The 25,772-nt window shown below is 70.5% G+C and carries 16 protein-coding genes, 1 pseudogene and 1 riboswitch; of the genes and pseudogenes, 7 read left to right on the top strand and 10 right to left on the bottom strand.

From position 1 onward, the window contains the following. The first annotated feature begins 242 nt into the window (after positions 1-242). A complete protein-coding gene (locus ACFVYS_RS19130) occupies positions 243-4,034 on the top strand; it encodes a LamG-like jellyroll fold domain-containing protein (protein ID WP_389503565.1) in 3,792 nt (1,263 codons plus the stop codon). A 138-nt stretch (positions 4,035-4,172) separates the two neighbouring features. Continuing rightward, the gene (locus tag ACFVYS_RS19135; RefSeq protein ID WP_389503567.1) at positions 4,173-10,721 is read left to right on the top strand and encodes an RHS repeat domain-containing protein; all 6,549 of its coding nucleotides are present in this window, start codon (positions 4,173-4,175) and stop codon (positions 10,719-10,721) included. Positions 10,722-10,726: 5 nt separating this feature from the next. Here ACFVYS_RS19135 and ACFVYS_RS19140 read toward each other — a convergent pair whose 3' ends face one another. After that, complete coding sequence (locus tag ACFVYS_RS19140; RefSeq protein WP_389503411.1) at positions 10,727-12,901, bottom strand: hypothetical protein; 2,175 nt, start codon at positions 12,899-12,901, stop codon at positions 10,727-10,729. Then, the gene (locus tag ACFVYS_RS19145; protein WP_389503413.1) at positions 12,898-13,338 is read right to left on the bottom strand and encodes a hypothetical protein; all 441 of its coding nucleotides are present in this window, start codon (positions 13,336-13,338) and stop codon (positions 12,898-12,900) included. The genes ACFVYS_RS19140 and ACFVYS_RS19145 overlap by 4 nt, the downstream gene beginning before the upstream one ends. A 122-nt stretch (positions 13,339-13,460) precedes the next feature. On the opposite strand from ACFVYS_RS19145, the gene ACFVYS_RS19150 reads away from it, so the two are divergent. The 4 genes and pseudogenes from ACFVYS_RS19150 to ACFVYS_RS19165 all read left to right on the top strand — a co-directional run bounded on the left by ACFVYS_RS19150 (position 13,461) and on the right by ACFVYS_RS19165 (position 15,595). Then, positions 13,461-13,850: a hypothetical protein gene (locus ACFVYS_RS19150; protein ID WP_389503415.1), complete on the top strand. Its 390-nt coding sequence runs from the start codon at positions 13,461-13,463 to the stop codon at positions 13,848-13,850. Between the two features lie 198 nt (positions 13,851-14,048). Beyond that, the gene (locus ACFVYS_RS19155; protein ID WP_389503575.1) at positions 14,049-14,825 is read left to right on the top strand and encodes a hypothetical protein; all 777 of its coding nucleotides are present in this window, start codon (positions 14,049-14,051) and stop codon (positions 14,823-14,825) included. A gap of 127 nt (positions 14,826-14,952) precedes the next feature. Continuing rightward, positions 14,953-15,351 (top strand): annotated as a pseudogene (locus ACFVYS_RS19160) (DUF5753 domain-containing protein); the annotation flags it as partial. After that, positions 15,329-15,595: a DUF397 domain-containing protein gene (locus tag ACFVYS_RS19165; RefSeq protein ID WP_389503417.1), complete on the top strand. Its 267-nt coding sequence runs from the start codon at positions 15,329-15,331 to the stop codon at positions 15,593-15,595. The pseudogene ACFVYS_RS19160 and the gene ACFVYS_RS19165, both read left to right, overlap by 23 nt. Here the strand turns inward: ACFVYS_RS19165 and ACFVYS_RS19170 are convergent. Then, positions 15,579-16,748, bottom strand: coding sequence for a steroid 3-ketoacyl-CoA thiolase (locus ACFVYS_RS19170; protein WP_389503419.1), 1,170 nt, complete (start codon positions 16,746-16,748; stop codon positions 15,579-15,581). The two genes, ACFVYS_RS19165 and ACFVYS_RS19170, sit on opposite strands and share 17 nt — an antisense overlap. 174 nt (positions 16,749-16,922) lie before the next feature. Between ACFVYS_RS19170 and ACFVYS_RS19175 the strand changes: the two genes are divergently transcribed. Further along, positions 16,923-18,158 (top strand): cytochrome P450, encoded by a 1,236-nt coding sequence (locus tag ACFVYS_RS19175; RefSeq protein WP_389503421.1) that lies wholly within the window; start codon positions 16,923-16,925, stop codon positions 18,156-18,158. A 49-nt stretch (positions 18,159-18,207) separates the two neighbouring features. On the opposite strand, the gene ACFVYS_RS19180 is transcribed toward ACFVYS_RS19175, so the two are convergent. The 7 genes from ACFVYS_RS19180 to ACFVYS_RS19210 all read right to left on the bottom strand — a co-directional run bounded on the left by ACFVYS_RS19180 (position 18,208) and on the right by ACFVYS_RS19210 (position 25,442). Beyond that, positions 18,208-18,927 carry a YoaK family protein gene (locus ACFVYS_RS19180; protein ID WP_389503423.1) on the bottom strand — a complete coding sequence of 240 codons (720 nt, stop codon included), beginning with the start codon at positions 18,925-18,927 and terminating at the stop codon, positions 18,208-18,210. A gap of 111 nt (positions 18,928-19,038) precedes the next feature. Continuing rightward, the gene (locus ACFVYS_RS19185) at positions 19,039-19,455 is read right to left on the bottom strand and encodes a transglycosylase SLT domain-containing protein (protein ID WP_389503425.1); all 417 of its coding nucleotides are present in this window, start codon (positions 19,453-19,455) and stop codon (positions 19,039-19,041) included. A gap of 334 nt (positions 19,456-19,789) precedes the next feature. Beyond that, entirely contained in the window at positions 19,790-20,626 is an 837-nt protein-coding gene (locus tag ACFVYS_RS19190) for an ECF transporter S component (protein WP_389503427.1), read from the bottom strand. Next, on the bottom strand, positions 20,623-22,362 hold the full coding sequence (locus ACFVYS_RS19195) for an ABC transporter ATP-binding protein (RefSeq protein ID WP_389503429.1): 1,740 nt from the start codon (positions 22,360-22,362) through the stop codon (positions 20,623-20,625). Before ACFVYS_RS19195 ends, ACFVYS_RS19190 begins: the two co-directional genes overlap by 4 nt. Continuing rightward, positions 22,359-23,516 carry an energy-coupling factor transporter transmembrane component T gene (locus ACFVYS_RS19200; RefSeq protein ID WP_389503431.1) on the bottom strand — a complete coding sequence of 386 codons (1,158 nt, stop codon included), beginning with the start codon at positions 23,514-23,516 and terminating at the stop codon, positions 22,359-22,361. Before ACFVYS_RS19200 ends, ACFVYS_RS19195 begins: the two co-directional genes overlap by 4 nt. Beyond that, positions 23,509-24,198: an SCO2322 family protein gene (locus ACFVYS_RS19205; protein ID WP_389503432.1), complete on the bottom strand. Its 690-nt coding sequence runs from the start codon at positions 24,196-24,198 to the stop codon at positions 23,509-23,511. Before ACFVYS_RS19205 ends, ACFVYS_RS19200 begins: the two co-directional genes overlap by 8 nt. Further along, positions 24,195-25,442: a prenyltransferase/squalene oxidase repeat-containing protein gene (locus tag ACFVYS_RS19210; RefSeq protein ID WP_389503569.1), complete on the bottom strand. Its 1,248-nt coding sequence runs from the start codon at positions 25,440-25,442 to the stop codon at positions 24,195-24,197. The genes ACFVYS_RS19205 and ACFVYS_RS19210 overlap by 4 nt, the downstream gene beginning before the upstream one ends. Positions 25,443-25,564: 122 nt before the next feature. Then, positions 25,565-25,706: riboswitch (cobalamin riboswitch) on the bottom strand. Positions 25,707-25,772 lie beyond the last annotated feature (66 nt).

Genomic DNA, 25,772 nt, shown 5'->3' on the forward strand with positions numbered 1-25,772 from the left:
CGCATTTCTCAAGAGGGCAGTTGACCGGCTTTGGTGCGTCAAGTGGCCATTGCGTACAGCGATAGTTCCTTGACGCTGGGTGAGAGAGAGGCTTGAATTCGCTTACTTTTTCGAGATCTTCTGACTCTGGGGGGCGGAGTTCAGTGCTTTCGGCACGGGGCGGTTCAGGCGCGTTCGGACGTCGTAGACACGGCAGACGCAGGGGGACGGGAACGGCGGCCGCGTTGGCCGTGTTGCTGGGGATGCTGGCGTTGCCCGCGCAGGAGGCTGTGGCAGCTTCCCCGGAGGCGGATACCGCGCCTTCGACAGAGGGTCAGCAGGCCCTGGCCGAGGCGGAGAAGTCCGGTCAGCGGGTGGAGGTGACGGGGGAGCGGACGGACCGGACGACGGTCTTCGCCAATCCCGACGGGTTCACCTTCACGCTGGAGCAGTCGGCGGTTCCGATACGCGTGGCCAAGGCGGGCGGTGGCTGGCAGGCACCGGACGCGACGCTGGAAAAGCGTTCCGATGGTTCGGTGGGGCCGAAGGCCGCCGCCGTGTCGATCGCGTTCTCGGCGGGGGGCGACAAAACGCCGCTGGCGCGGATCGAGGACCAGGGCAATTCGCTGGAACTGGAGTGGCCGGGCAAGCTTCCGGCCCCGCGGTTGGACGGCCCGAGCGCCGTATACGCGGAGGTGCTTCCGGGTGTCGACCTGCAAGTGACGGCGACGCCGGAGAGTTTCCAGCCGGTGTTCGTGGTGAAGACGCCCGAGGCGGCGGCGAACGAGGAGTTGAAGAAGCTCACCTTCGGGCTGAAGGCTCAGGGGCTGGACGTTCGCGAGGGTGCGGCGGGCAATCTCGCGGCCGTCGACGGCAGTGGCCGCACGGTGTTCAAGGCACCGCCGGCGCGGATGTGGGACTCGACCGGCGAGGCTGCCGTAACGCCACGGACGCCAACAGCGGCCGAGACGGCGAAGGCGCGGGAGACGCCGAAGGCTGACGGGGCGCCAGAGACTGCTGTGACGCCGGAGGCCCCGAAGGTCCCGGAGACGCCGGAGACGCCAAAGGCGGCCGAGACGCCGGAGACGCCGGAGACGTCAGAGACCGCGGGGGCTCAGCCCCAGTTGCTGCGGGCACAGGTGCTCGGCGAGGAGCCGGTGCCTGGCGAGGAGCCGGTGGAGTCGTCCGACTCCGCCGAGGTGGCGCCGTCGGGTTCGGGTCTGGAGCCCGGTCAGGGTGACAAGGTCGCGAAGATGGACGTCGCGGTCACCAAGGACTCGCTGTCGGTCGTCCCGGACACGGAGATGCTCACCAAGTCCGATGCCTCGGCCTTTCCGCTCTTCATCGACCCGACGGTGACCTGGGGTGAGTCGGAGCGCACTCTGTTGCGCAGTGACGGTTACGAGTCGTACGGCTGGAGCAACGGCGATGACGACCAGGGCAAGGGTGCCGGCAAGTGCGGTACCTGGAACGGGTATTACTGCGGTCCGGGGTATGTGCAGAAGCTGTACTTCGAGTTCTCGCCGGCGAGTCTGAAGGGCAAGAAGGTCCTGGACGCGACGTTCCGGGTGACGGAGCCGTGGGCGTTCCAGTGCGATCCGCGCTGGGTGGACCTGGTCCGTACGAACAACATCTCCTCGGCGACCACGTGGTCCTCGCGGCCGGCGGAGCTGGACCTGATGGTGGACCGGAACGTCTCGGCGGGCCGTGGCTCGCTGTGCGACCCGGACGCCCCGGACGCGCCGATCGAGTTCAACGACAGCCCGGACGAGACGAACGAGAACCTCACCTCGACGGTGTCGAACTTCGCCGCGGGCAAGTTCTCCCGGCTGACGCTGGAGATCAAGGCGCACGACGAGTCCGACACCGCCGCGTGGAAGCGGTTCAAGAACGACGCCGTGCTCGCCGTGAACTTCGTCGGCCTGCCCGACAAGCCGAGCGCCGTCGGCATCGTCACCGGCTCCGGCACGGTCTGCGAGACCGCCGAGAGCGACCCGGCGGTCATCTCCGACCCCACCCCGACGCTGGCCGCGACCGCGCAGACCAAGTCCGGCGGTGAGAAGGACGCCCAGCTCAGGATCGCCTACGACCTCGACAGCAAGAGCGGCAGCACCTGGGTGGACACCACACCGGGCAACGGCGACGCACGCCCCTCGACCGGTTACGTCGGGGACAACACCAAGGTGACGCTGACCTGGTCCACCCTCACGGACGGCACGCTCTACCGGTACCGGAGCTGGGTACGGTCGTACTACAACGGCGGCGCCAGCAATCTGCCCGGCCCGTCGAACGCCACCACCACCGGCTGGTGCTACTTCAAGGTGGACTCCAGCGCGCCCAAGGCGCCCGGCATCACCGTCGGCAGCCCCTACACGGCATGCACGACCAACGACTGCACCGCTCACGGCGGGCCCGCGGTGAAGGGCACGTTCAAGTTCGGGCCCGCCACCGGCGACACCAACGTCGCCTACCAGTACAAGCTCTCCTCGACGGCCGCGTGGTCGCCGGACCAGACCGGCGCTTCGGTGTCGGTCGGCATCACGCCCACGAAGGCGGGCACGTACCGCCTGTACGTGCGGGCCAAGGACAACGTGGCCCGCTACGGTGCGCAGTCCGTCGTCGACTTCGTGGTCGCCGACGGTGAGAAGCCGGTCGGCCAGTGGCAGTTCGGCGAGGCCGACGGAACAGCGGTGGACTCCGCGACGTGGGACGGCGCGGACAACGCGACCCCGAGCGGCGGCGCGGTCCGCGACGACCGCGGTCGGCGCGGTCTGATCACGCGTGACGCCGCCGGTGTGCCGCTGGCGACGCCGGTGACGGACAAGGGGCTGGCCCTCGACGGCAGCACCGGCTATGCGGCCACGGCCGGCACGGTGCTGGACACGGCGGGGTCGTACACGGTCGCCGCCTGGGTACGGGTCGACCCGGCCTCCACGAAGACCGTCACGGTCCTCAGCCAGTCCACGGCAACGACGAGCCCGTTCACCAAGAAGTACAGCCCGTTCATCATCTCCTACGGCGGCAAGTGGAGCATGCGCGTGCTGGGCACGGACGGTGCCTTCCACGAGGCGGCGGCACCGAACGCGTCACCGAAGGGGGTGTGGACGTATGTGGCCGGTGTCCACGACGCCGTTGCCAAGAAGGTCCACCTCTATGTGAACGGCAAGCTTCAGGCCTCGGTCGACGCGGGGACCGCCTGGCACGCGGACGGCGCGTTCCAGATCGGCCGCCTGCTGTACGCGGACACCTACGTGGACTATTTCAAGGGCAGCATCGACGAGCCCACGGCGTGGCAGCGGGCCCTGTCCGCGGAGGAGATCGCGGACGACGCGCGGACGCTGACGTCGCAGGGGTACGCCGGGGTGGAACTGGTCGCCGACTGGTCGGCCGACCGGGGCGTCGCCAGCACCGTCGCGGACACCACCTCGGGCTACGGCCGATCGCTGACCCTCGGCGGCGGCGCCTCGCTGAACGGCGAGTCGATCGTGCTGGACGGAGTGGACGACGCGGCCACGGCGGCGGGTCCGGTGGTGGACGACACGGGGTCGTTCACGGTCACTGCGCTGGCGTCCCTGGATGCCACCGCGCTCGCCGGCAAGAGCGTCGGCTACACCGGCCAGGTGGTGGGACAGCGGACGGCCGACGGGTCGGCCTGGGGCTTCTGGTACGAGCTGACGGACAAGCAGACCGTGCTGGACGAGGAGACCCTGGAGGAGAAGACCGTTCCGGTGGGCTTCTGGCGCTTCGGCCGGCTCAACGCCAACGGCACGTTCAGCGCGGTGGCGTCTGAAGAGGCCGCGATGGTGGACGGCATGGTCAGGATGACCGGTGTCTTCAACGCCCAGGACGGCACGATCGGCCTCTACCTGGGAGCCGTCCAGAACGGCGACGACGAGGCGTTCACGGCCAGGATCGGCTCGGGCGACCTCGCGGTCGGCAAGGACTTCGCCGGCAACGCGTGGGGGCACTACCTGCCCGGCCGCGTCGCGGACGTTCGCCTGTGGGCGGGCGCCATGGCCGGATCAGAGCAGATCGAAGAGACCGTAGGCGACTGACGAGGAGGGGCAGGGGCGGCTCGCTCGGCGGGCTGCCCCTGCCCCGACTTTTCGGTACCGCTCCGAACCTCTCCGTATCGCTCCGAACCTCTCTGAACCCTCTCTGAACTCTTTCGACAGGACCGGGGGAAAATGACCATGATCTTTGGCAGGGGCACCTCATATTGGCGAGGGGGTGGTGCCGGCCGGCACCGCTTCGGTCGGCTGCTGGTGCCGTCGCTGGCCCTCGCGCTCGTCGCACCTCTGGGCGCGGCACAACTGGCCCAGGCCGCGGAGACCTCCGGCCTGGGGCGGCCCGACGTGCCCAAGTCCCGGGTGAGCAAGGTCGAGACGGTCGACGGCCTCGGCGCGAAGGAAGCCCGGCGACGGGTCGCCCAGGACAACAAGGCCAACAAGGCGCAGGCCGATCGGGCCCGTACGGAGCGGAAGGCGGTCTGGCCCGGAGCGGGCGAGGCGGAGCTCGCCCTCACGGGAGGCAGGGCGGGGAAGGCCGAACCGGGCGGAGTCCCGGTCACGGTGGCGCCGTCGTCCGGGGACAAGGCCGCGACCGCGGGCAAGGGCGCGGCGGCGGGCACGGCGCGTGTCACCGTGCTGGATCAGCAGGCCACTCGCGCGGCAGGCGTCACGGGTGTGCTGCTGACCGCCGAGGCCGACACCGCGGGCAAGGCCGAAGTGAGCGTGGATTACAGCGGTTTCTCCTCGGCCCTGGGAGGCGGCTGGTCGCAGCGGCTGCGGCTGGTGCAGCTTCCCGCGTGCGCCCTGACGACCCCCGAGAAGAGCGAGTGCCGCACCCAGCGTCCGCTCGCGTCGGACAACGACCTCGCGCACCGGTCGGTTTCGGCGCAGGTGAGCATCGCCGAGTCCACGGACGGTGCGTCGACCCAGCTCATGAAGGCCGCGGGCAGCGCGGCCCCGGCCGCCACCGTGCTGGCCGTCACCGCCACCGCGGCCGGCGCCGGGGAGTCGCCCAAGGGCACCGGCAACTACTCGGCCACCCCGCTGTCGGAGTCCTCGTCCTGGGAGGCGGGCGGCAGTTCGGGCGCGTTCACCTGGTCGTACGACTTCACCCTGCCGCCCGCGGCGGCGGGCCCGCTGCCGCCGCTGTCGCTGTCGTACGACTCGGGCGGCGTCGACGGCCGCACGGCCACGTCCAACAACCAGGGCACGTCGGTCGGGGAGGGCTTCTCGCTCACCGAGTCCTACATCGAGCGCACCTACGGCTCGTGCGACGAGGACGGCCACGAGGACATCTCGGACCTCTGCTGGAAGTACGACAACGCGCGGCTGGTGCTGAACGGCAAGTCGACGCGGCTGGTCAAGGACGACGATGACGGTCAGTGGCGGCTCGAGGGCGACGACGCCTCGAAGGTGACCCGGTCCAGCGGCGCGGACAACGGCGACGACAACGGCGAGTACTGGACCGTCGTCACCGGCGACGGCACCAGGTACGTGTTCGGTCAGAACAAGCTGGACGGCGCGGACGCCCAGCGCACCAACTCCACGGCGACCGTGCCGGTGTTCGGCGACGACTCGGGTGAGCCGGGCTACTCCGCGGGCGACGCCTTCGGCGACCGCTCGCTCACGCAGGCCTGGCGGTGGAGTCTCGACTACGTCGAGGACCTGCGGGGCAACGCGGCCACCTACTGGTACACGAAGGAATCGAACTACTACAAGAAGAACAAGGCCGAGACCGCCAACGCCTCCTACACCCGCGGCGGTTACCTGGACCGGATCGAGTACGGCCTGCGCAGGGGGGCGCTGTTCACCGACAAGGCGGACGCGAAGGTCACCTTCGGTCACGCCGAGCGCTGCACCGCCTCGGACTGCTCCTCCCTGACCAAGGACACCGCCGACAACTGGCCGGACGTGCCGTTCGACGCGATCTGCGCCAAGGACGACGACGAGTGCAAGGCGGTCGGCCCGGCCTTCTTCTCCCGCAAGCGGCTCACCGGGATCGATACCTTCTCCTACAACGCCACCAGCGCCGCGTACGACGCGGTGGACTCCTGGGACCTGGTCGAGCAGTACCTGGACGGCGGGGACATCGGTGACAGCTCCGACCAGGTGCTGACCCTGAAGTCCCTCAAGCGGACCGCGAAGGCGGGTGCCACGAGCGTCGCGCTGAACCCGGTCTCGTTCACCTACCAGATGCGGCCGAACCGCGTCGACGGCACGGACGACATCCTGCCCCTGACCCGGCCGCGGATCTCCACCCTCGTCTCGGAGACCGGTGCGATCACGACGGTGACGCTGTCGGCGGCGGAGTGCGTGCGCAGCCAGGTGCTGGGCGCGGCCCCGGACACCAACACCCGTTCGTGCTACCCGCAGTTCTGGCACATCAACGGTGGCGAGGACGCCTCGATCGACTGGTTCCAGAAATACCGGGTGCTGGCCGTCGGCGTGTCCGACCCGACAGGCAACAACGAGGCGGTCGAGCACGCGTACTCCTACAGCGGTGCCGCCTGGCACTACAGCGACGACCCGTTCGCGCCGAAGGCCGAGCGGACCTGGTCGGAGTGGCGCGGCTACGCCCAGGTGACCGCGTGGACCGGCGCGACGGGCGTGACCCGCTCCCGCACGGTCTCCCTCTACCTCCAGGGCATGGACGGCGACGAGAAGAGCGACGGCACCGACAAGTCCGTCTCCGTCGCCCCCCTGTCGACGCCCGCTCTCGGGGCCGCCGCCATCACCGACAGCGACCCGTACTCGGGGCAACTGCGCGAGCAGGTCACGTACGACGGCTCCACCGCGATCTCGGCGACGGTGAACGACCCCTGGTCGCAGGAGACGGCCCGGCAGAGCGTGTCCGGCGCCGGCGACCACGTCGCCCGCTTCGTCCGCCCGCAGAAGGTGCACAGCTACACCTATCTGACGGCCTCGCAGACGTGGCGCGAGCGCCTGACGAACACGTCCTACGACAGCTACGGCATGCCCGTCACGGTCGACGACTCCGGGCAGGTCGGCAAGGCCTCGGACGAGACCTGCACCCGCACCTGGTACGCCCGCAATGCCGACATCGGCCTCACGGGCCTGACCTCCCGCACCCGCACGGTCGCCCGCAGCTGCGCGACCGCGGACGCCTCACTCGCCCTGCCCGCGACGATGAACCCGGCCGCCCCCGAGCGGGGCAGCGTGCTCTCCGACGTCGGCACCGTCTACGACACCGCGAACGCGACCACCTGGTCGGCGACCCAGAAGCCCACCAAGGGCCTGGCGACCTGGACCGGCCGCCCCACCGGCTACACCGCGACCGCCGACGCGGCCGGCGACCGGCTCCCGTCCGGCTGGCAGACGGCCACCACCACGACGTACGACGCGCTGGGCCGCACCCTCAAGGTCACCGACTCGGTGGGGAACCCCACCAGCACCGCCTACACGCCCGTCGACGCGGGGCCGCTGACCAAGACCATCACCACGGACGCCAAGACGTACAACACGATCACCTTCCTCGACCCGCGTCGCGCGGTGCCGCTGCGCACCTACGACGTCGGTCTCAAGAAGACCGAGATGGCCTACGACGCCCTCGGCCGGCTCACCGACGTGTGGCTGCCGAACCGGACGAGCGGCAGCCAGACCCCCAACCAGAAGTACGCGTACCACACGGACAGCGCCAAGCCGTCCTGGGTGTCGACCTCGACGCTGAAGAAGGACGGCGAGAGCTACAAGACCACCTACACGATCTACGACGCACTCCTGCGCCCCCTGCAGACCCAGTCGCCCACACCCGAGGGCGGCAGGCTGCTGACGGACACGCGCTACGACACGCGGGGCCTGGCCTACGAGACGTACGCCGACATCTTCGACACCACCAGCACGCCCAACGGCACGTACACGCGGGCCGAGTACGGCGAGGCGCCCCAGCAGACGGGGACGGTGTTCGACGGGGCGGGCCGCCCGACGACCAGCACCCTGTACACCTACGGCATCAAGAAGTGGGCCACCAGCACCAGTTACACGGGTGACTCGGTCGCGACAACGGCCCTGGAGGGCGGTTCGGCGCAGCGCACGATCACCGACGTCCGCGGCCAGGCGACGGAGACCCGCGAGTACGCGAGCACGAGCCCGGCCGACGCCGCCTACGGCGGCAGCGCCGGCGCCTCGTACACGTCCACGAAGACGGACTTCGCCCTCGACGGCAGGAAGCTGACGCTCACCGGCCCCGACGGCGCCAAGTGGTCCTACGTCTACGACCTGTTCGGCCGAGAGGGCATCAGCACCGACCCGGACAAGGGCGTGACGCTCACCGAGTTCGACGCCCTCAACCGTCCGGTCAGGACGACGGACGCGCGCGGCACGGCCGTCGTGACCGACTACGACGTGCTGGGCCGGACCACCGGTACCTGGAAGAACTCCAAGACGGACGCCAACCAGCTCACCGGTTTCGTCTACGACACCCTCGTCAAGGGGCAGCTCACCTCTTCCACCCGCTACGTGAACGGCAAGGCGGGCGCGGCCTACACACAGGCCGTCACCGCCTACGACAGCCTGAACCGTCCCACGGGCACCGAGCTGCAACTGCCGGACAGCGACCCGTTCGTGAAGGCGGGCGCATCCGCCACGCTGGCGTACGAGACGGGATACAACGTCGACGGCAGCAAGAAGTTCAGCCGTGAGCCGGCCGTGGGCGGCCTGTCCTCCGAGATCGTCGACTACGGATACGACGACGTGGGCGACGTGACCTCGGTCGGCGGCGCGACCGGCTACCTGCTGGACGTGGACTACTCGGCGCTGGCGCAACCGCAGCAGCTGACCCTGGGCACCGGCGGCACCGGCAACAAGAGCGTCTACGTGGCAAACACCTATGAGGAGGGCACCGGCCGCCTGACCAACAGCCATGTCACCGACCAGACCCACGGCTACATGCTCCAGGACCTCACCTACACCTACGACCAGACCGGCAACGTCACCGAGATCAGCGACCCGACCCTCCTGGGCGGCGCCGGCTCCGCGGACACCCAGTGCTTCACCTACGACGGCCATCAGCGCCTGACCGAGGCCTGGACGCCCGCCTCGCAGAAGTGCACCGACACCAGGAGCGCGTCGAGCCTGTCCGGCCCGGCCCCGTACTGGTCGACCTACTCCTACAACGCCGCGGGCCAGCGGACCAGTGAGACGGTCCACAAGAGCACCGGCGACACCAGGACGACGTACTGCTACCCCACGACCCTCACCGCCCAGCCGCACACCCTGACAGGCACCACGACCAAGACCGACTGCGCCACCCCGGAGCGTTCCTACGACTACGACAAGTCCGGCAACACCTGGCACCGCCCCGGCGCGAGCGGAACCCAGACCCTGGAGTGGTCGGCCGACGGCAAGTTGAGCAAGCTCACCGAGGGCGGCGTGGCGACCGACCACCTCTACACCACGGACGGCACCCTGCTGATCCGCAGCACGCAGAACGGCGAGCGCATCCTGTACACAGGCGCCACCGAACTCCACCTCCGCGCCAACGGCACCACCTGGTCGCAGCGTTACTACGGCGCCGAGGAACTGACGGTCGCCGTCCGCTCCAACCAGTCGGGCACCAACAAGCTCACCTACCTCACGGGTGACCAGCACCAGACCTCGACGCTGGCGCTCAACCCGGACACCGGCCAGACCTTCACCAAGCGCTACACCACCCCCTTCGGCGCCGATCGCGGGACGACGCTGAACGGGCCCTGGCCCGACGACAAGGGCTTCCTGGGCAAGACACGGGACGCCACGTCGGGCCTGACCCACATCGGCGCGCGTGAATACGACGCTTCCATCGGTCAGTTCATCAGCGTCGACCCGCTCCTGGAATCCGGCGAACTCCAGAGCCTCAACGGCTACACGTACGCGGTGCAGAACCCGCTCACCCACAGCGACCCCACCGGCCTGGGCCTCGCCTGCGGCGGGAACGGCGACGACACGCCCTGCCCGACCCGCCCGGACGGCACCCCCGGCAACGGCCGCCCCAACGAGGCCGTCGACTACTCCAAGCCGCAGTCGCCCCACCCGTGCAACAGCAACTGCGGCACGGCGAGCGGCGACACGTGGACGCGACAGGACGAGTTGGGCCGTCGGGCCGCGGCCGCCTACCGCGAGCAGCTGGTGCTCAACCCGGAGGTCATCCTCAACCCGAACGCCACCCAGCTCACGGCCCTGTGGTTCATGGGTGTCACACCGTCCGCCTACTACTTCGACAAGAACGACAAGATGACCCAGGCCGTCCAGGACCACATCTGGATGCAGGTCGTGCGCACGTTCCTCACGCACCGCAAGAACACGAAGATAGGGCAGACCATCAAGGGGCTCGACTACAAGACCAAGTACGGCGCGGCCATGAACGATCTTCCCCTCAAGGGAATGATGGTGGGCGAAGTGTCCGACGCCCTCATGCAGCTCGCCGGTGACAACGACCCGGACACGGCGGCGGGCGCCACCCGCGCGGTGCTCGGCTCCTTCAACATGAAGGCGACCGTGACCGGATACAACAAGCTGAACCGGCGCGGAACGGTGCAGTTCGAGATCACACAGAAGATGACCGTCGAGTCACTGACCCGTGGCGTGTCGAAGGAAGGGTACGAGAGCGGAGCGAAGGACCCGATGGCGTCGGGCATCTCCAACACCGCCCGCGCGGTCTTTCCCGGCGGCCAGAAACCGTTGTCGATGACGTTCCGATGGACCGAGACCGTTCCGATGCCGGCGCCCGGCCGGTGAGCTGATCACTCCGGCGCGCTTCTCGCGGCCAGCCGCTCCTGGAGCCGCGCGTGCCGGAACTGGTAGACGGGGCCCGTCGCCCGCAGCAGATTGCGGCGACGGGCGTCCTCCAGGAAGTGCATCAACCGTACGGGGGTGCCCTCCTCGAAGTGGAGCTGTACGGCGGTGAGGGCGGTGGAGACGGCGAGGTTGCCGACGAGGACCGAGGTGGCGCCGGTCCACAGGGCGGCCGTCAGCGCGAACATCGCTCCGAGGAGCGGGGACTGCGTCCAGGCGATGATGGGACCGATGTACAGGGCGAGGGCGAATCCGGTCAGCAGCCCCAGGAAGAGCCGCAGCCCTATGTGGTGCCGCCACACGTCCATCGGGCCCACTGACCGGGTGTCCACCACCTGGGGCCGGGCGAAGCCCTCCCGCACCTTGTCGTAGCGACGGCCCGAGCCGGCGGAGAGGAACGGGGTGCCGGAGAGGATCTTGTGTCCTCGGCCTGTCACCAGCAGCTCGGAGAAGCCGACGGGCAGCGTCACCAGGTACAGCAGCCAGACCGGCGGGCCGGGGTCGAAGACCAGCGGCAGCAGGAGGCAGAGCCCGGTACCCACGAAAAGCCACTGCCCGATGCCGGACCGGACCGTATCCGGGGTGAAGATGTCGCGCCAGCCGGCACTCGACAGCGGCTGCGGCTCGCTGAACTCCGCGACCCGGCGGGCGACACCGTAGCCGCCCCCGATCGCCGAGAGGGCACCGATCACGCTCACCAGCGGAGTCGGGTACAGACTCCAGGCCATGACCATGCCGGGCGGCCCGCACACGACCGTGGCGACGATCCATACGGCGATCAGCCGCGGCCGGTGGTCCGTCCAGCCGGGAGTGTGCCACCAGCGCAGATCGCGGGCACCCTCCTGGGTGAGCCGGGCGGCGAGGTACCGGAGCGTGCGTTCGGCCGTCCTGGCGGAGTAGCGCGGGCGGGGGTGTCCGGGGCGCCGGGTGTAGGCGGCGACGACCGCGTGATCGAGGAGATGGTTCTCGACGGCGGCGCGGGTGGGGAAGCGGGCGGTGTCGAGCAGTTCGTCGACGGGATCGTCGTCGCCGTAGACGTCGCGGAGCAGGGCGATGGCCAGGGGCCCGGTGAGGGCGGCGGCGAGCGGTCCGGTCTCCGTGAGCAGTCGTCCGGTGAGCTGCTGCCAGGCGGGGGACGGAGTGGAGGGCAGCCGGTTCAGCAGATACCCGGCGGCGTCGGCGGGCCGCACCGGCTGGATCTCCACCGCGAGAGCACCGCCCAGCCGGGCCTTCCTCGCGGTGAGCACCGCCTCCCTGGCCCGCGACACCAGCACCAGCCGGAACGGCGCCGTCTCCAGCGCGCTGACCATGGCCCCGCGCAGCTTGCCGGTGACCTCGTCGAGGCCGTCGAGGAAGAGGGAGATGCGCCCCTGTTCGAGCAGCTGCCGGGCGCGGGCCCGCCCGCCCCTCCCGTGGAAGAGCGTGTACTCGCGGGTGAGCCGGTCGGCGGCCCAGTCGACGGCGGTGTCCTCGCCGGGATTCCACCCGTCGAGGGAGAGCAGCACGGGCACGGGCACGCGAGCCCGGTCCGCGGGTGCGGCCTGCGCGGCCCGATGGACGAGCGCGTCGAGGAGCAGCAACACGGCTGCGGCGGTCTTTCCGGCGGCCGGCGCCCCGACGAGCAGCAGCCGACCGGAGGCCAACCCGCCGTACACGGCGTGCAGTTCGGACAGCCCACCGCCGTCACGGAGCCGGTCCCGGGTGGCCGGTGCGAGCCCCGGCAACGGCCCGAACCGCGCCCGCCCCGCGCCTTCCCCCGTCGCCCCGACAACCCGACCCGCCACCTTCCGCTCACTCACCCGCCACCGCACGGGCAGCGGCGCGGGCTCCAGCAGCCGTCGCAGGCCGGCCTCCTGCTGCCACTGGGCGCCGACGACCCGGGCGAGTTCGTCGGTGGTGGTGTCGAGGGGGTCCTCGGTGGTGGGGCCGCTGTGGGTGATGTGGTGATGGATGTTCTGGGTGTTGTGATCACCGACCTGGAAGGCGGTGGGCCCGTGGAAGGCGTTGCCGGAGACGGAGTCTGTGCCGCTGGGTTCCTGGTAGCTGGAGTCTCTGTCGCCAGGATCTCTGTCGCCGGGGTCTCTGTCGCCGGTCTCCGACGCGGCGCTGCCGGGGTCGGTCATCTGCCGGACCCGAAGTGGTTCTCCTGCCGGTTGTGATCGCCGGTCTGGACGGCGGTGGGCCCGTGAAAGGTGTTCCCGCTGACGGCGCCGCCCTGCGGCCCGTCAGCTGCGCCGAACTCCTTGGTCAGCTGTACGAGTTGCTCGACGAGCCGATCCCGCTCCTCCTGTGCGAGGGCCTCCAGCAGCGAGGCGAACTCCCCTTGCCACAGGACCGCGTGCACGGCCCGCACCCGCTCCCGGTCGCCCTCGTCGACGGCGTCCAGCGCGGCGGCGGTCCGGTCGAGCCGCTCGATCGCCTCCCGTTCGGCGTCGGCATCACCCCGCCCGACGAGCCGAGCGCACCGCACCCGGAACCAGGCCCAGCTGTCCGCCCCGGCCGACTGCACGACGGCCATCCCCCCACCGGCGGCAGCCGCGGTCAACGCCTCGCTCAGCATGATCCGTCCCCTCCCCCTGGCCACCCCGGCCCGCTGAGTGCGCGCGCGGGACAAAAAGCATGGTACAGACGGCAGTTGGGGGTGACGGGGCGTTCTGATCGCCGGGAGGGGAGAATCACGGGATGGTCGGGAAGACGGTGTTCGGGAACACGAGGGCGTGGCTGATGCGGCGGACGCCGGTCTTCTGGCTGACGCTCTCGGCGCTGTCGTGCGTGGGGTCGTTCCTCACGTGGTTATGGGGAGCGTGGTCCGGCGGCCTGGACGTGGCGGAGACCTGCACGCTCCTGAAAGGCCAGAAGTACGACGACGCCTACCGCACGGAGCACTGGCGCGAGCCGTCGCAGTTCTTCCCGCTGCACAACAAGTGCAACGCCTCGTACGACCTCGTGCCGTTCTGGGTCAACCCCATGCTGGTCCTGCTGGCGCTTCTCGCCGTGGGCTGCCTGATCGCCGCCGTCCTGAGGACGATCGCCTACTTCCGCCCGGCCGCCACCGACCCGCCGGCCGCCTGATCCGGCCGCGCCGAGCTGGCCGAGCCGTCGAGCCCCCGGGACAGCACAGGGCCCGGTACGCCAAGCTGCTTGTCACGGATGGGGCGGGGGACGGGTTCGTGGTCTGCCGGTCGCTGCGTATCAACGAAGGCTGAGATTCTCGCAGTCCGACCAGGCCGTCCTCCTGGTTGGTGCTGCGGGATTCCACGGGGGGTGGACATGCGTCGCTGGGAGAAGGCGTTGCTGGCGGTCGACCGGGTCTTGGGGACGGGCGAGCCGCCTTCCCGGGTGGAACTGGCTGCGGCTCGCCATCCCGTGCGCGTCGGGGTGACGAGCGGAACTGTGATGGCGGTGTTGATCGCTGCGGTCCTGTCCGGCTTCGACGATCCTGTGATCCTGTTTCAGGCGACCCTGATCGGTGCGGGGCTCGGGCTGCTCGCCTGGGCGGCGTGCCGCAATACTCGATGGCTGCACGCCTATTACATGAGGACGGGCAGATACGATGAGGTGCGGCAGAAGGCGCTACGGGCAAAGCCTCTCTCGCGGCGCGCGGTGATTCTGCAGATGCTCGGCGCGTGGGCAGTCACATCAGGGATGTTCTGGCTGATAGCTCCCCATAAGGACCTTCCCAGGGGTTGGCTGTGGTCTCCCGCTTTCGGGGCCGGACTCCTGGCGATTTGCTACGCGGCCACCTTGCTGAAGCAGAAGCGTTCTCGCCGGCGATTCTTTGTGGCCACGGCTACGAATTTGGATGATCAAGCCGTTGCAGTGACGACACGTGAAGATTTCGTCGTATTCCTCGCTGCCGCTCTGGCTGACCTACGGGATCGACCTGAGGAGTGGGAGAACCGCACGCTCGAAAACTTTCTCGAAGCGTGGGGGGCCTGGGTGGATTCCCTGCCCGGATGGTGTCAGAACCACGGCAAACAGACTCCGGACCAGCCTGACTGGAATCTCTTGGCCGCCATGGTCATGGCGGCGCGAATATACGAATGAGTCGCAGCGGCATTCGCTCGGTTCCACTGCGGTCACAGGGGGTTGCGGCCCCGAGCGCGGGAGTGGTTCGTGCACTCGAACCACACCGTCTTCCCGCCCCCGGCAGTCGGCGACACTCCCCACTTGTCGACCCTTCGAGAAGGGGCAACCGCCTCTCTACTGGCTGGTGCTGAGTGAGGCCGCGCTGTGTCAGGAGATCGGTGGTCGAGCCGTCATGCGGGAGCAACTAGCCCACTTGTTGTCCTTCGAGGGCAATCCGCGGATCAACGTTCAGGTGTTGCCCTTCGCGGCGGGCGCGCATGCGGGGTTGCAAGGGGCGTTCGACGTCTACCGCTTTGCGGGCGATGCCCCCATCGTCTACACCGAGGGCTACAACAGTGGGCATCCGACCGCCAATCCGGACACCGTCCAGGACTGCTCGCTCCGTTACGATCATCTTCAAGCTGCCGCGCTCTCTCTCAAGGACTCGGCGGCGTTGATCCGGCGAGTGATGGAGGAACGCTATGGAGAGCAGCATCTGGCGTAAGTCCAGCTACAGCGGCGACCAAGGCGGCAACTGCGTCGAGTGCGCACCGATCGGGCCCCTGGCCTGGCGTAAGTCGTCCTACAGCAGCGACCAGGGTGGCAACTGCGTCGAGATCGCCGAGACCCCCGCCACCATCGCCATCCGTGACTCCAAGGCCCCGGCGGGCCCGATCCTCACCATCGAGCCCGCCGCGTTCTCGACGTTCCTCGCCTGGACCGGCGGTGGCGTTACAGGCGCTGAATGATCGTGCCGGTTGCCAGTGCGCCGCCCGCGCACATGGTGATCAGGGCGAACTCCTTCTCCGTGCGCTCCAGTTCGTGCAGGGCCGTGGTGATGAGGCGGGCGCCCGTCGCGCCGACCGGGTGGCCGAGGGCTATCGCTCCGCCGTTGACGTTGACCTTGGACAGGTCTGCGTCGAAGATCTGCGCCCAGCTCAACACCACTGACGCGAAAGCCTCGTTGATCTCGACGAGGTCGATGTCCTTCAGGGACATGCCCGCCTTGCCGAGGACGGCGCGGGTCGCGTCGATCGGGCCGTCGAGGTGGAAGTGCGGGTTCGCGCCCACCAGGGCCTGGGCGACGATCCTCGCCCTCGGCTTCAGCTTCAGGGCGCGGGCCATCCGTTTCGACGCCCACATGATCGCCGCCGCGCCGTCGCTGATCTGGGACGAGTTGCCGGCCGTGTGGATCGCCGTCGGCATGACCGGCTTCAGACGGGACAGGGCGTCGAGGGAGGTGTCGCGCAGGCCCTCGTCGCGGTCGACCAGGCGCCACATGCCCTGGCCCGCCCCCTGTTCCTCCTCCGTCGTCGGGACCTGGACGGCGAAGGTCTCGCGTTTGAAGCGTTCCTCCGACCAGGCCGCCGCTGCCCGCTCCTGGGAGAGGAGGCCCAGGGCGTCCACGTCCGACCGGCTCAACCCCCGGTGGCGGGCGATACGTTCCGCCGCCTCGAACTGGTTCGGGAGGTCCACGTTCCACTCCTCCGGGAACGGTTTCCCGGGGCCGTGCTTCGAGCCCGAGCCGAGGGGGACGCGGGACATCGCCTCCACTCCGCAGCTGATGCCCACGTCGATGACGCCCGCGGCGATCATGTTCGCCGCCATGTGGCTGGCCTGCTGCGAGGAACCGCACTGGCAGTCGACCGTCGTCGCCGCGGTCTCGTACGGGAGGCCCATCGTCAGCCATGCTGTCCGTGCCGGGTTCATGGACTGTTCGCCGGCGTGGGTCACCGTGCCGCCGACTATCTGTTCCACGGCATCGGCCGGTATGCCGGTGCGGCCGAGTAGTTCGCGGTAGGTCTCGCCCAGGAGGTAGGCGGGGTGCAGGTTGGCGAGCGCGCCGCCGCGCTTGCCGATGGGGGTGCGGACTGCTTCCACGATCACGGGTTCGGCGGCCATGGGTGCGGATCCCTTCGGAACTAGTACGTGTTCTAGTTCTCTGCTGTGTGCAGTCTGCTTACGTGATGTGCGTCACCGCAAGGGTCTTGCAGCCTCGAGGGTCCTGAACTACCTTCACGACAATCTGTTTCTGATGAACCGTCAGATCGCATCGTCAGATGGCTGGAGCCGCCGATGCCCTGTCCAGCGCTTCCCGAAGGGTTCGACTTCACCGATCCCGACCTGCTGCAACACCAAGTGCCGCTACCGGAGTTCGCCGAGTTGCGCGTTGCCGAACCGGTCCGCTGGATCCCTCAGACGGGCAATGTCGCCGGCTTCCAGGACGAGGGGTACTGGGCGGTGACCCGCCACGCGGATGTGAAGTACGTTTCCACCCACCCCGAGATTTTCTCCTCCTACCTCAACACCGCGATCATCCGGTTCAACGAACACATCGAACGGGATTCGATCGACGCTCAGCGGTTCATCCTGCTGAACATGGATCCGCCCGAGCACACGCGCGTGCGGCAGATCGTGCAGCGCGGGTTCACGCCCCGGGCCATCCGGGCGCTGGAGGAGCGGCTGCGCAACCGGGCCACGGCGATCGTCGAGAGCGCCCGCGCGCAGGACGGTTCCTTCGACTTCGTCACGTCCGTCGCCTCGGAGTTGCCCCTGCAGGCCATCGCCGAGCTGATCGGCGTGCCCCAGGACGACCGCTCCAAGATCTTCGACTGGTCCAACAAGATGATCGGGTACGACGATCCCGAGTTCGCCATCACCGCCGAGGTCGGGCAGCAGTCCGCCGCCGAGATCCTCGCGTACGCCATGAACATGGCCGCCGAGCGGAAGCAGTGCCCCGCTCACGACATCGTCTCGACGCTCGTGGCCGCCGAGAACGAGGGCAATCTCAACTCCGACGAGTTCGGGTTCTTCGTGCTGATGCTGGCCGTGGCCGGGAACGAGACGACCCGGAACGCCACGACCCACGGCATGCACGCCTTCCTCACCCATCCCGAGCAGTGGGAGCTGTACAAGCGGGAGCGGCCCGGCACCGCCGCCGAGGAGATCGTGCGGTGGGCCACGCCCGTCATCGCCTTCCAGCGGACCGCCACCCAGGACACCGAACTGGGCGGGAAGCCGATCAGGAAGGGGGACCGGGTCGGGCTCTTCTACTCCTCCGCCAACCGCGATCCCGAGGTGTTCGAGCGGCCCGACGAGTTCGACGTCACCCGGGATCCGAATCCGCACCTCGGCTTCGGCGGCGGCGGACCCCACTTCTGTCTCGGCAAGTCACTCGCCGTGCTCGAGATCAACCTCATCTTCAACGCCATCGCCGATGCCCTGCCCGACCTGAGGCTCGTGGGGGACCCGCGTCGGCTGCGGTCCGCCTGGATCAACGGGGTGAAGGAGCTCCGGGTCAGCGCGGGATGATCGGCGCAGGGTGATCAGCGCTCGATGATCAGCACTCGATTCGGCGCGATCACTCCTTGCCGGACACCGTCAGTGCCAGGACCGCCGAGGTCACGGCGGCCAGCATCAGCGGGATCGCCAGGTCGTTGTGGAGTACCAGGACCGCGCCCAGCACCGCGCCCGAGAACATCGCGGTCACGGCCGCCGTACGGCGTGGCGACCGCCGGCCCGTGCCGCCGCCCGCCCGGGAGTCGGAGGCCAGGCCGGTCAGGGTCATCGTCACGACGGTGGTCGTGGTGAAGTCGCGCACCGCCAGTTTGCGGACCGTCGCGTTGCGCAGGCCCATCGCGAAAGCGGTCAGGGTGATGATCGCGTAGACCGTGGCCGGGGCGTGGTCCGAGGTGGTGAATGCCACGGCCGCGGAGACGGCCGTGAGGAGCGCCTCGGTCGCCAGCATCACGCGGGCCGGTGTGCGGCGTGAGCCCTCGCCCACCCGCCGCACGACCCGGCCACCGGTCACCGCGCCCGCCAGGAAGCAGACGAGCGAGGTCGCCGTGTGGGGGACCGAGAAACCCGGGGCGCCGGCGGCGGCGAAACCGAGGACGACGACGTTGCCGGTCATGTTGGCGGTGAAGACATGTCCCAGGCCGAGATAGGTGACCGCGTCGATCAGGCCGCTCATGGCGGTCAGGGCCAGGAGTACGGGGACCAGGCGGACGCCGCGTGCTTCCGGGTCCCGTGACGGCTCCGCGGGCTCCGGGGGCTCGGACGGGTGATCGGTGCCGGTCATCCGCTCAGTGGAGCACGGCAAGGTGAGGAAACGCCGAAGGCGGCGGCCCCGGGGATCGGGGGCCGCCGCCTTCGACGGTACGGGGGCGCTTGTTCAGCGCGGTGGCGTGGCTCAGTACCAGCCGTTGGCCTGCCAGAAGTTCCAGGCGGCGACCGGGCTGCCGTAACGGGAGTTCATGTAGTCCAGACCCCACTTGATCTGGGTCTTGGCGTTGCTCTTCCAGTCGGAACCGGCCGAGGACATCTTGGAGGCGGGCAGGGCCTGGACGAGGCCGTAGGCGCCGGAGGAAGCGTTGGTGGCGGTGACGTTCCAGCCGCTCTCGTGCTTCACGATGTTGGAGAAGGCCTTGTACTGAGCCGCGTTCGGAATCATCTTGTGCGCGATCGCCTGGGCCTGGGCGGCGGAGGAAGCGGGCGCGGCGTGTGCGGGAGCGGCGGACAGCGCCATCCCCGCGGTGGCGGCGGCCACGGCGATGCCGGTGAGGGCCTTCTTCGGGGAAGCGATGCGACGGATGACGGAGACGGACACAGAGAACCTTTTTCTTCGGGGACGATGGCGGTCGCTTGCATGCCGGAGTCACGCGGTGCGTGGCCGCACCGTGTGGTTGCGGTGGGTGGCTGCATGCCGTGGTGCCTGAGCCCGTGGACTCGGTGCACCCTGCGACGTCATCCAGAGAAACAGGATCGAGCGCCGTCCGCAAAGACCCCTTTTGCTAGTTGTGGTCGTATTCGCGAAGTCGGCGCCCCGTGTGAGCTGGCTCTCAATGCCCAGGTCAGAGGCCGTTATGGCATGGGCATGGCGTCCGATATGCCCGACTAGGTCGGGTAGTAGGTGATGTGAGTCATGTGGGGTGGTTCACCGGTCAACGGCCTTCTGGAGCCTTCCGCGGGGCCTCGAATGTGACCGCGGTCTCGAAGGCCGCGCGCCGGGTGGCTCTGCGTAGCGCCCTGAGCACCGCCGGGCCGAGGGCGAGGGTCAGCAGGACCGTGACCACCGCCCTGCCCAGGTCCCAGCCCAGTGAGGTCGCCACGCAGTACGCCGCGAAGCGAGCCAGGTTCGTGGGCACCGCGGCGTCCGGATCGAAGGCGACCCCCGAGGCCAGCGCGCCCATGAAGGGCCACCCGGCCATGTTCATCGCCGTGCCGTACGCGAAGGCGGCCAGGAAGCCGTAGGCCGCGAGCAGGGCCAGTTCGGTACGGCCGCGGAGCCGGTCGCCGCCCGGCAGCAGGCCCGCGCCCATCGTGAACCAGCCCATCGCCAGCATCTGGAACGGCATCCACGGGCCCACCCCGCCCGTCAGCAGCGCGGACGCGAACATCGTGACCGAGCCGAGGACGAAGCCGAAGCCCGGGCCGAGGACCCGGCCGCTCAGCACCATCAGGAAGAACATCGGCTCGATGCCCGCCGTGCCCGCGCCGATCGGACGCAGGGCCGCGCCCGTCGCCGCCAGCACGCCCAGCATGGCCACCGCCTTCGCGCCGAGCCCCGACTCCGAGATCGTCGCCGCCACGACCGCGACCAGCAGCACCAGCAGGCCCGCGAACAGCCAGGGGGCGTCCTGGGCGTGCGCGTTCAGCGCGGAGCTGGGCGGGGCGAGGAAAGGCCAGCCGAACGCGATCACGCCCACCGCGCTGACCAGCGCCAACGCGGCGAGCGAACGGGGGCCCAGGTGTACCGGACGCCGCCTGGGCCTCGTCATCGGAGCTCCTCCCCCGATTCCTCCCGCAGTGCCTCGCGCACCTGCGCGACGGTGAGCCACCCTTGCGGGGCCAGGATCTTCGTCACCTGCGGGGCGAAGGAGGGGGAGGAGACCACCACCTCGGCCGTCGGGCCGTCGGCGATCACCTCGCCCTCCGCGAGCAGCACCACCCGGTGGGCCAGTTCCGCGGCCAGCTCCACATCGTGGGTGGCCAGGACGATCGCGTGCCCGGCCGCGGCGAGTCCGCGCAGGACGGCGACCAGGCGCGCCTTCGCCGCGTAGTCCAGGCCCCGGGTCGGCTCGTCCAGGAGGAGAAGCGGCGGGCGGGCGGTGAGGACGACCGCCAGCGCGAGGGTGAGGCGCTGACCCTCGGAGAGGTCGCGGGGGTGGGTGCCGTCCGTGATGCCGGGGAGGAGATCCGAGACCAGGGCCCGGCAGGTGCCGGGGGCGGCCCCCGCGTCCCGGTCGGCGGCCGCGCACTCGGCGGCGACCGTGTCGGCGTACAGCAGGTCGCGAGGCTCCTGCGGAACCAGACCGGCGCGGCGGACCAGGTCCCGGGGCGGGGTGCGGTGCGGCACCAGACCGCCCACGTGGACCGTTCCCGCCGACGGCTCGACGAGGCCTACGAAGGTGTTGAGCAGCGTCGACTTCCCGGCGCCGTTGCGGCCCATGAGGGCGACGGTCTCGCCGGGCAGGACGGTGAGGTCCACCCCGCGCAGCGCCTGGACCCGGGCCCGGCGCACGGAGAGGGAACGGGCCTCGGCGGGGGCCGTGGAGGCGGACGGCGCGGGGAGGGGGCGGCGGAAGCGGCGGCGGGCGGAGGGCTCCGCCGGGGGCTCGACGGAGGCCGCCACGGTGCTGCCTGCCCCTGGAGGGGTTTCCCGCCCGTCCAGGCGTTCCCGTCCTTGGAGAGGCTCCCGCCCTTGCAGGCGTTCCCGCAGGTCACCGGCGCGCCGTCGGGCGTCCCGCACGGTCAGGGGCAGCGGGGACCAGCCCGCCAACCGGCCCAGGCTCACCACCGGCGGGAAGACCGGGGACACGGCCATGATGTCCGCGGGCGTGCCGAGCAGCGGGGCCGCGCCCGGGGAGGGCAGCAGGGCGACCTGGTCGGCGTACTGCAGGACGCGTTCCAGGCGGTGTTCCGCCAGCAGCACCGTCGTACCGAGGTCGTGGACGAGACGGAGGAGGACCGCGAGGACCTCCTCGGCGGCCGCCGGGTCGAGCGCGGAGGTCGGCTCGTCCAGGACGAGGACACGCGGGTGCGGGGTGAGGACCGAGCCGATCGCGACCCGCTGCTGCTGGCCGCCGGAGAGGGTGGCGATCGGGCGGTCGCGCAGGGCGGCCAGACCGAGCAGGTCGAGGGTCTCCTCGACGCGGCGGCGCATCACCTCCGGAGACAGGCCCAACGACTCCATGCCGTAGGCGAGTTCCTCCTCGACGGTGTCCGTCACGAAGTGCGAGAGGGGGTCCTGCCCCACCGTCCCTACGACGTCGGCGAGTTCGCGCGGCTTGTGGGTGCGGGTGTCGCGGCCGGCGACCGTGACGCGGCCGCGCAGGGTGCCGCCGGTGAAGTGCGGGACCAGGCCGGACACCGTGCCGAGGAGCGTCGACTTGCCCACGCCCGACGGGCCCGCCAGCAGCACCAGTTCACCCTCGGGCACGGTGAAGTCGACGTCCTGGACGGTGGGTTCGGCGGCGCCGTCGTACGTCACGGAGACGTTCTCGAAGCGGATCACGACGGCTCCTTGTGCGTGAACGCGGGCAGCAGGCCGAGGAGTACGGCCGCCGCCGGCCAGAGCGGGAGGGCGGGGGCGGTCAGCGGGACCACACCGGGGTGCAGCGCGGCCGGGTCGGCGGACGCGGCCACGGTGAGGAGGGCCGCGACCGCGACCCCGGAGGCGGCGGTGAGACAGGCCTGCGGGGTCCAGCGGTCCGGACGGTAGCGGGTGCGTGGGGAGCGGCGGCCGCCCAGCCGCAGTCCGGCGAGGGCCGCGACGACTCCGGCGAACAGCACCGGGAGGCCGTAGCTGCCGCCCGCCGCGGTGAGCAGCCCGTACGTTCCCGCGCAGACGCCGAGCAGACCGCCGAGCGTGAGCACGGCGGTCGTCCGGCGGACGGGGGCGGGGACGTCGGCGGTACGGCCGTAGCCGCGCGCGTCCATCGCGGCCGCGAGGGCCACGGAGCGTTCCAGAGCGCCCTCCAGGACCGGCAGGCCCACCTGGAGCAGACCGCGCAGGCCCGTGTCGGGCCGGCCCCGCAGACGGCGGGCGGCGCGCAGCCGGTGGACGTCCGCGATGAGGTTCGGGGCGAAGGTGAGGGCCACGACCACCGCCACCCCCGTCTCGTACAGGGCGCCGGGGAGCGTCTTGAGCAGCCGGGAGGGGCTGGCCAGGGCGTTGGCGGCACCCACGCAGACCAGAAGGGTCGCCAGTTTCAGTCCGTCGTAGAGCGCGAAGAGCAGTCCCTCGGCCGTGACCGCGCCGCCGAGCCGGATGCCCTGCGCCCAGTGGGGGAGCGGGACTTCGGGAAGCGTGACGAGCACCTGCGTGCCCGGGATCGGGGAGCCCAGGACGACGACGAACACCAGCCGGATGACGAGGACGGCGAGCGCGAGCTTGAGGAACGCGGAGTAGGAGCGGGACCAGGGGGTGTCGGGGCGGCACGTGGTGACGACGTAGGCGGAGACGGTGAGGAGGAGACCGAGGAGGAGCGGGTTGGTGGTGCGGGTGGCGGCGGTGCCGAGACCGAGCGCCCACAGCCACCAGGCGGCCGGGTGGAGCGGGGCGCGGCGCGCACGGGGGTGACGGTCGGCCTTCGACCGGCGGTCGGCCGTCGGCCCGGCGTCGCGGGTGGCGGGGTGGAGCGGGGTGCGCGGGCGGGCGTCAGCCATCCCTGCGGGATCCTCGCCGCCGGGCCTGCCAGACCGCCGCCGCGCCCAGCACCGCCACCGCCGCCGCGCCCGCGTACAGGCCCACGGACGGTCCGCCGTCCTCCTTCTGCTTCGTCGTCCTCTCCGATTCGTTCGCCGGTTCCGGCTGCGCGGCGGACGTCGGCCGGTCCGTTCCCGGCCCGGACACCTGCTCGCCGCAGCCCGTCTCCGGATACCCCGCGATCGCGCACAGCAGGGCGTTGGTGTCGTAGCGCAGGGGTTTGGCGACCGAGGCGAGGGCCTCGGCCGTCGTCGCGTCGGGGGAGACCCGGGCGCAGGCCGTGCGCGGCGACGGCGGGGTCTCGCCGCTCGGGGCGTCGGCCGCCGCGCCGAAGTCGATGACCAGGGCCACCCGCTTCGTGCCGTCCCGCTCGGGCGTCTTCGCGCAGATCGCCGCGAAGGAGGCCGCGCCGCGCGGCTGCGACGCGTCCTGGGAGTCCGCGCTCACCGCGAACCGGAAGCCCTGGACGTCGCCGTCGGCGGGGCGGGCGGTGGACGGGCCCTGGGTGGCGTACGTCCAGCCGTCGCCCGAGCGGTCCCAGAAGGACCAGTAGCGGTAACCGGCGGCCTGGGCCGACTGGACCGCGCCGGTCAGCGACAGCAGCAGCGCGGCGAGGACGAGGGCGGCGCTCCGGCGCGTCACGGCCGCTGCTTCCTGCCACGGACACTGATCAGGAAACCGATGCCGATACCGACGACGAGGAACACACCGACGATCCACCAGACGCCGTAACCGGAATCCGAGTCGTCCTTCTTGTCGGCGTCGGCGTCGGCGCCGGTGTCGGTTCCGGTGGCCTTCGTCGCGGCCTGGGGGGCGGGGCCCGTCGCGTTGAGCAGGCCGACCAGGTCGGTGTCGCCGAAGTGGCGGGGGTCGGCGCCCATGGCGTGGGCCGCGAAGATCAGCTGGGCGTAGGCGGCGGGGCCGCTCTGCTTCGCCCAGCCTGCGGAGTTCTGTTCGAGCCAGGCGAGGGGCTTCTTCGCCTGCTCGGTCGCACCCTGCGCGGCGAGGGCGACGACGGCGTCGGCGGTGTTGCCGTAGTCGGGCTGGTCCTCGGCGCCGGGGAGAGCGGAGTCCAGGTGGCCGTCCTCGCCGATCGCGTCGGCGAGGTAGACCGAGCCGTTGCGGGCGAGTTCGTCCGGGGTGAGCGGGGCTGCGGAGCCGGCGCAGGTGAAGACTTCCTCCCGCACCTTGCCCGCCGTCGTCACGAACCCCTTGCCGAGGACGCCGAGCACGCCCGCCGCCGTCGCGTCCGCGTTCGCCGCGAGGGCGCCCTTCTTGTCCGGCTGGTACGCGAACGCGCCGTCGCCTGCCTGGTCGCAAGGGATGGAGAGCTTCAACAGCGCGTCGTAAGGCGACTTGCCGGCCTTCTTCACCTCCGAAGGCTTCTCCCCGGCCGCCGCGATCGCCCCTGCCACCACGGAGGTCGAGTTGGCGTCGCTCGCGCCGCCGGGGGTGTAGCCCCAGCCGCCGTCGGCGTTCTGGACCGACTTCAGCCAGCCGACGGCCTTCTCGGTGGCGGCCTGGTGGCCACCCAGCGCGGCCAGCGCCTGGACGGCAGCCGCCGTGCTGTTGGTGTCCACCATCAGCTTGGCGTCGCACGCCTTGGCGGTGTCCGCGCGGAACGCGGCGAAGGCGCCGGTCGCGCACTGCTGGCCGGTCAGCCAGGCCACGGCCCGGTCGGCCGGGGTGACGCCCGTGGTCCGCTGCGCGAGCAGGGCCAGCGACTGGCGCCAGACCCCGTCGTACGTCGGGTCGGTGGTGCCGTACAGGCCGTCGGGTATCGCCACCGACGGGGTGGGGGACGGGGTGGCGGCGACGGCGGGGACGGCGGCACCCAGCACGACGGTGGCGGCGGCCAGAGCGGCGGCGCTGCGGCGGATGTTCATGATCGGCGGGTGCCTCTCCCGGTCGGTGAGGTCACGCAGCCGGGCAGCACGGGACATCCCGGCGGCTCGGCTCCGTATACCTCGACGGTGCCGTGCGAACGGCGGGCCTGCCGACGCACGTGAGCCGGTCACGGTCCCGTACCGGGCGATCCGGCTTGCCACCGCGCCGACTTGGACGGCTCGGACGGCTCACGGTTGCGGGTCAGCGCCGGAATTGCACCGGCTTCCCCCTGTACGGGCGTGATGACGACGCGGCCACTCTACCGGCAGGTAGCCGGACGTCTGAGGGGTGGCTGTGAAAGCGCCCGGGACGGGGTGGGAGCCCTCGAT

This window comes from Streptomyces sp. NPDC058295, assembly GCF_042880655.1.
Lineage (GTDB): Bacteria > Actinomycetota > Actinomycetes > Streptomycetales > Streptomycetaceae > Streptomyces > Streptomyces coriariae.

Coding starts and splice junctions, on each gene's coding strand:
- ACFVYS_RS19130 (WP_389503565.1), top strand. CDS start 243: ATGCTGGCGTTGCCCGCGCAGGAGGCTGTGGCAGCTTCCCCGGAGGCG.
- ACFVYS_RS19135 (WP_389503567.1), top strand. CDS start 4,173: ATGATCTTTGGCAGGGGCACCTCATATTGGCGAGGGGGTGGTGCCGGC.
- ACFVYS_RS19140 (WP_389503411.1), bottom strand. CDS start 12,901: ATGACCGACCCCGGCAGCGCCGCGTCGGAGACCGGCGACAGAGACCCC.
- ACFVYS_RS19145 (WP_389503413.1), bottom strand. CDS start 13,338: ATGCTGAGCGAGGCGTTGACCGCGGCTGCCGCCGGTGGGGGGATGGCC.
- ACFVYS_RS19150 (WP_389503415.1), top strand. CDS start 13,461: ATGGTCGGGAAGACGGTGTTCGGGAACACGAGGGCGTGGCTGATGCGG.
- ACFVYS_RS19155 (WP_389503575.1), top strand. CDS start 14,049: ATGCGTCGCTGGGAGAAGGCGTTGCTGGCGGTCGACCGGGTCTTGGGG.
- ACFVYS_RS19165 (WP_389503417.1), top strand. CDS start 15,329: ATGGAGAGCAGCATCTGGCGTAAGTCCAGCTACAGCGGCGACCAAGGC.
- ACFVYS_RS19170 (WP_389503419.1), bottom strand. CDS start 16,748: ATGGCCGCCGAACCCGTGATCGTGGAAGCAGTCCGCACCCCCATCGGC.
- ACFVYS_RS19175 (WP_389503421.1), top strand. CDS start 16,923: ATGCCCTGTCCAGCGCTTCCCGAAGGGTTCGACTTCACCGATCCCGAC.
- ACFVYS_RS19180 (WP_389503423.1), bottom strand. CDS start 18,927: ATGACCGGCACCGATCACCCGTCCGAGCCCCCGGAGCCCGCGGAGCCG.
- ACFVYS_RS19190 (WP_389503427.1), bottom strand. CDS start 20,626: ATGACGAGGCCCAGGCGGCGTCCGGTACACCTGGGCCCCCGTTCGCTC.
- ACFVYS_RS19200 (WP_389503431.1), bottom strand. CDS start 23,516: ATGGCTGACGCCCGCCCGCGCACCCCGCTCCACCCCGCCACCCGCGAC.
- ACFVYS_RS19210 (WP_389503569.1), bottom strand. CDS start 25,442: ATGAACATCCGCCGCAGCGCCGCCGCTCTGGCCGCCGCCACCGTCGTG.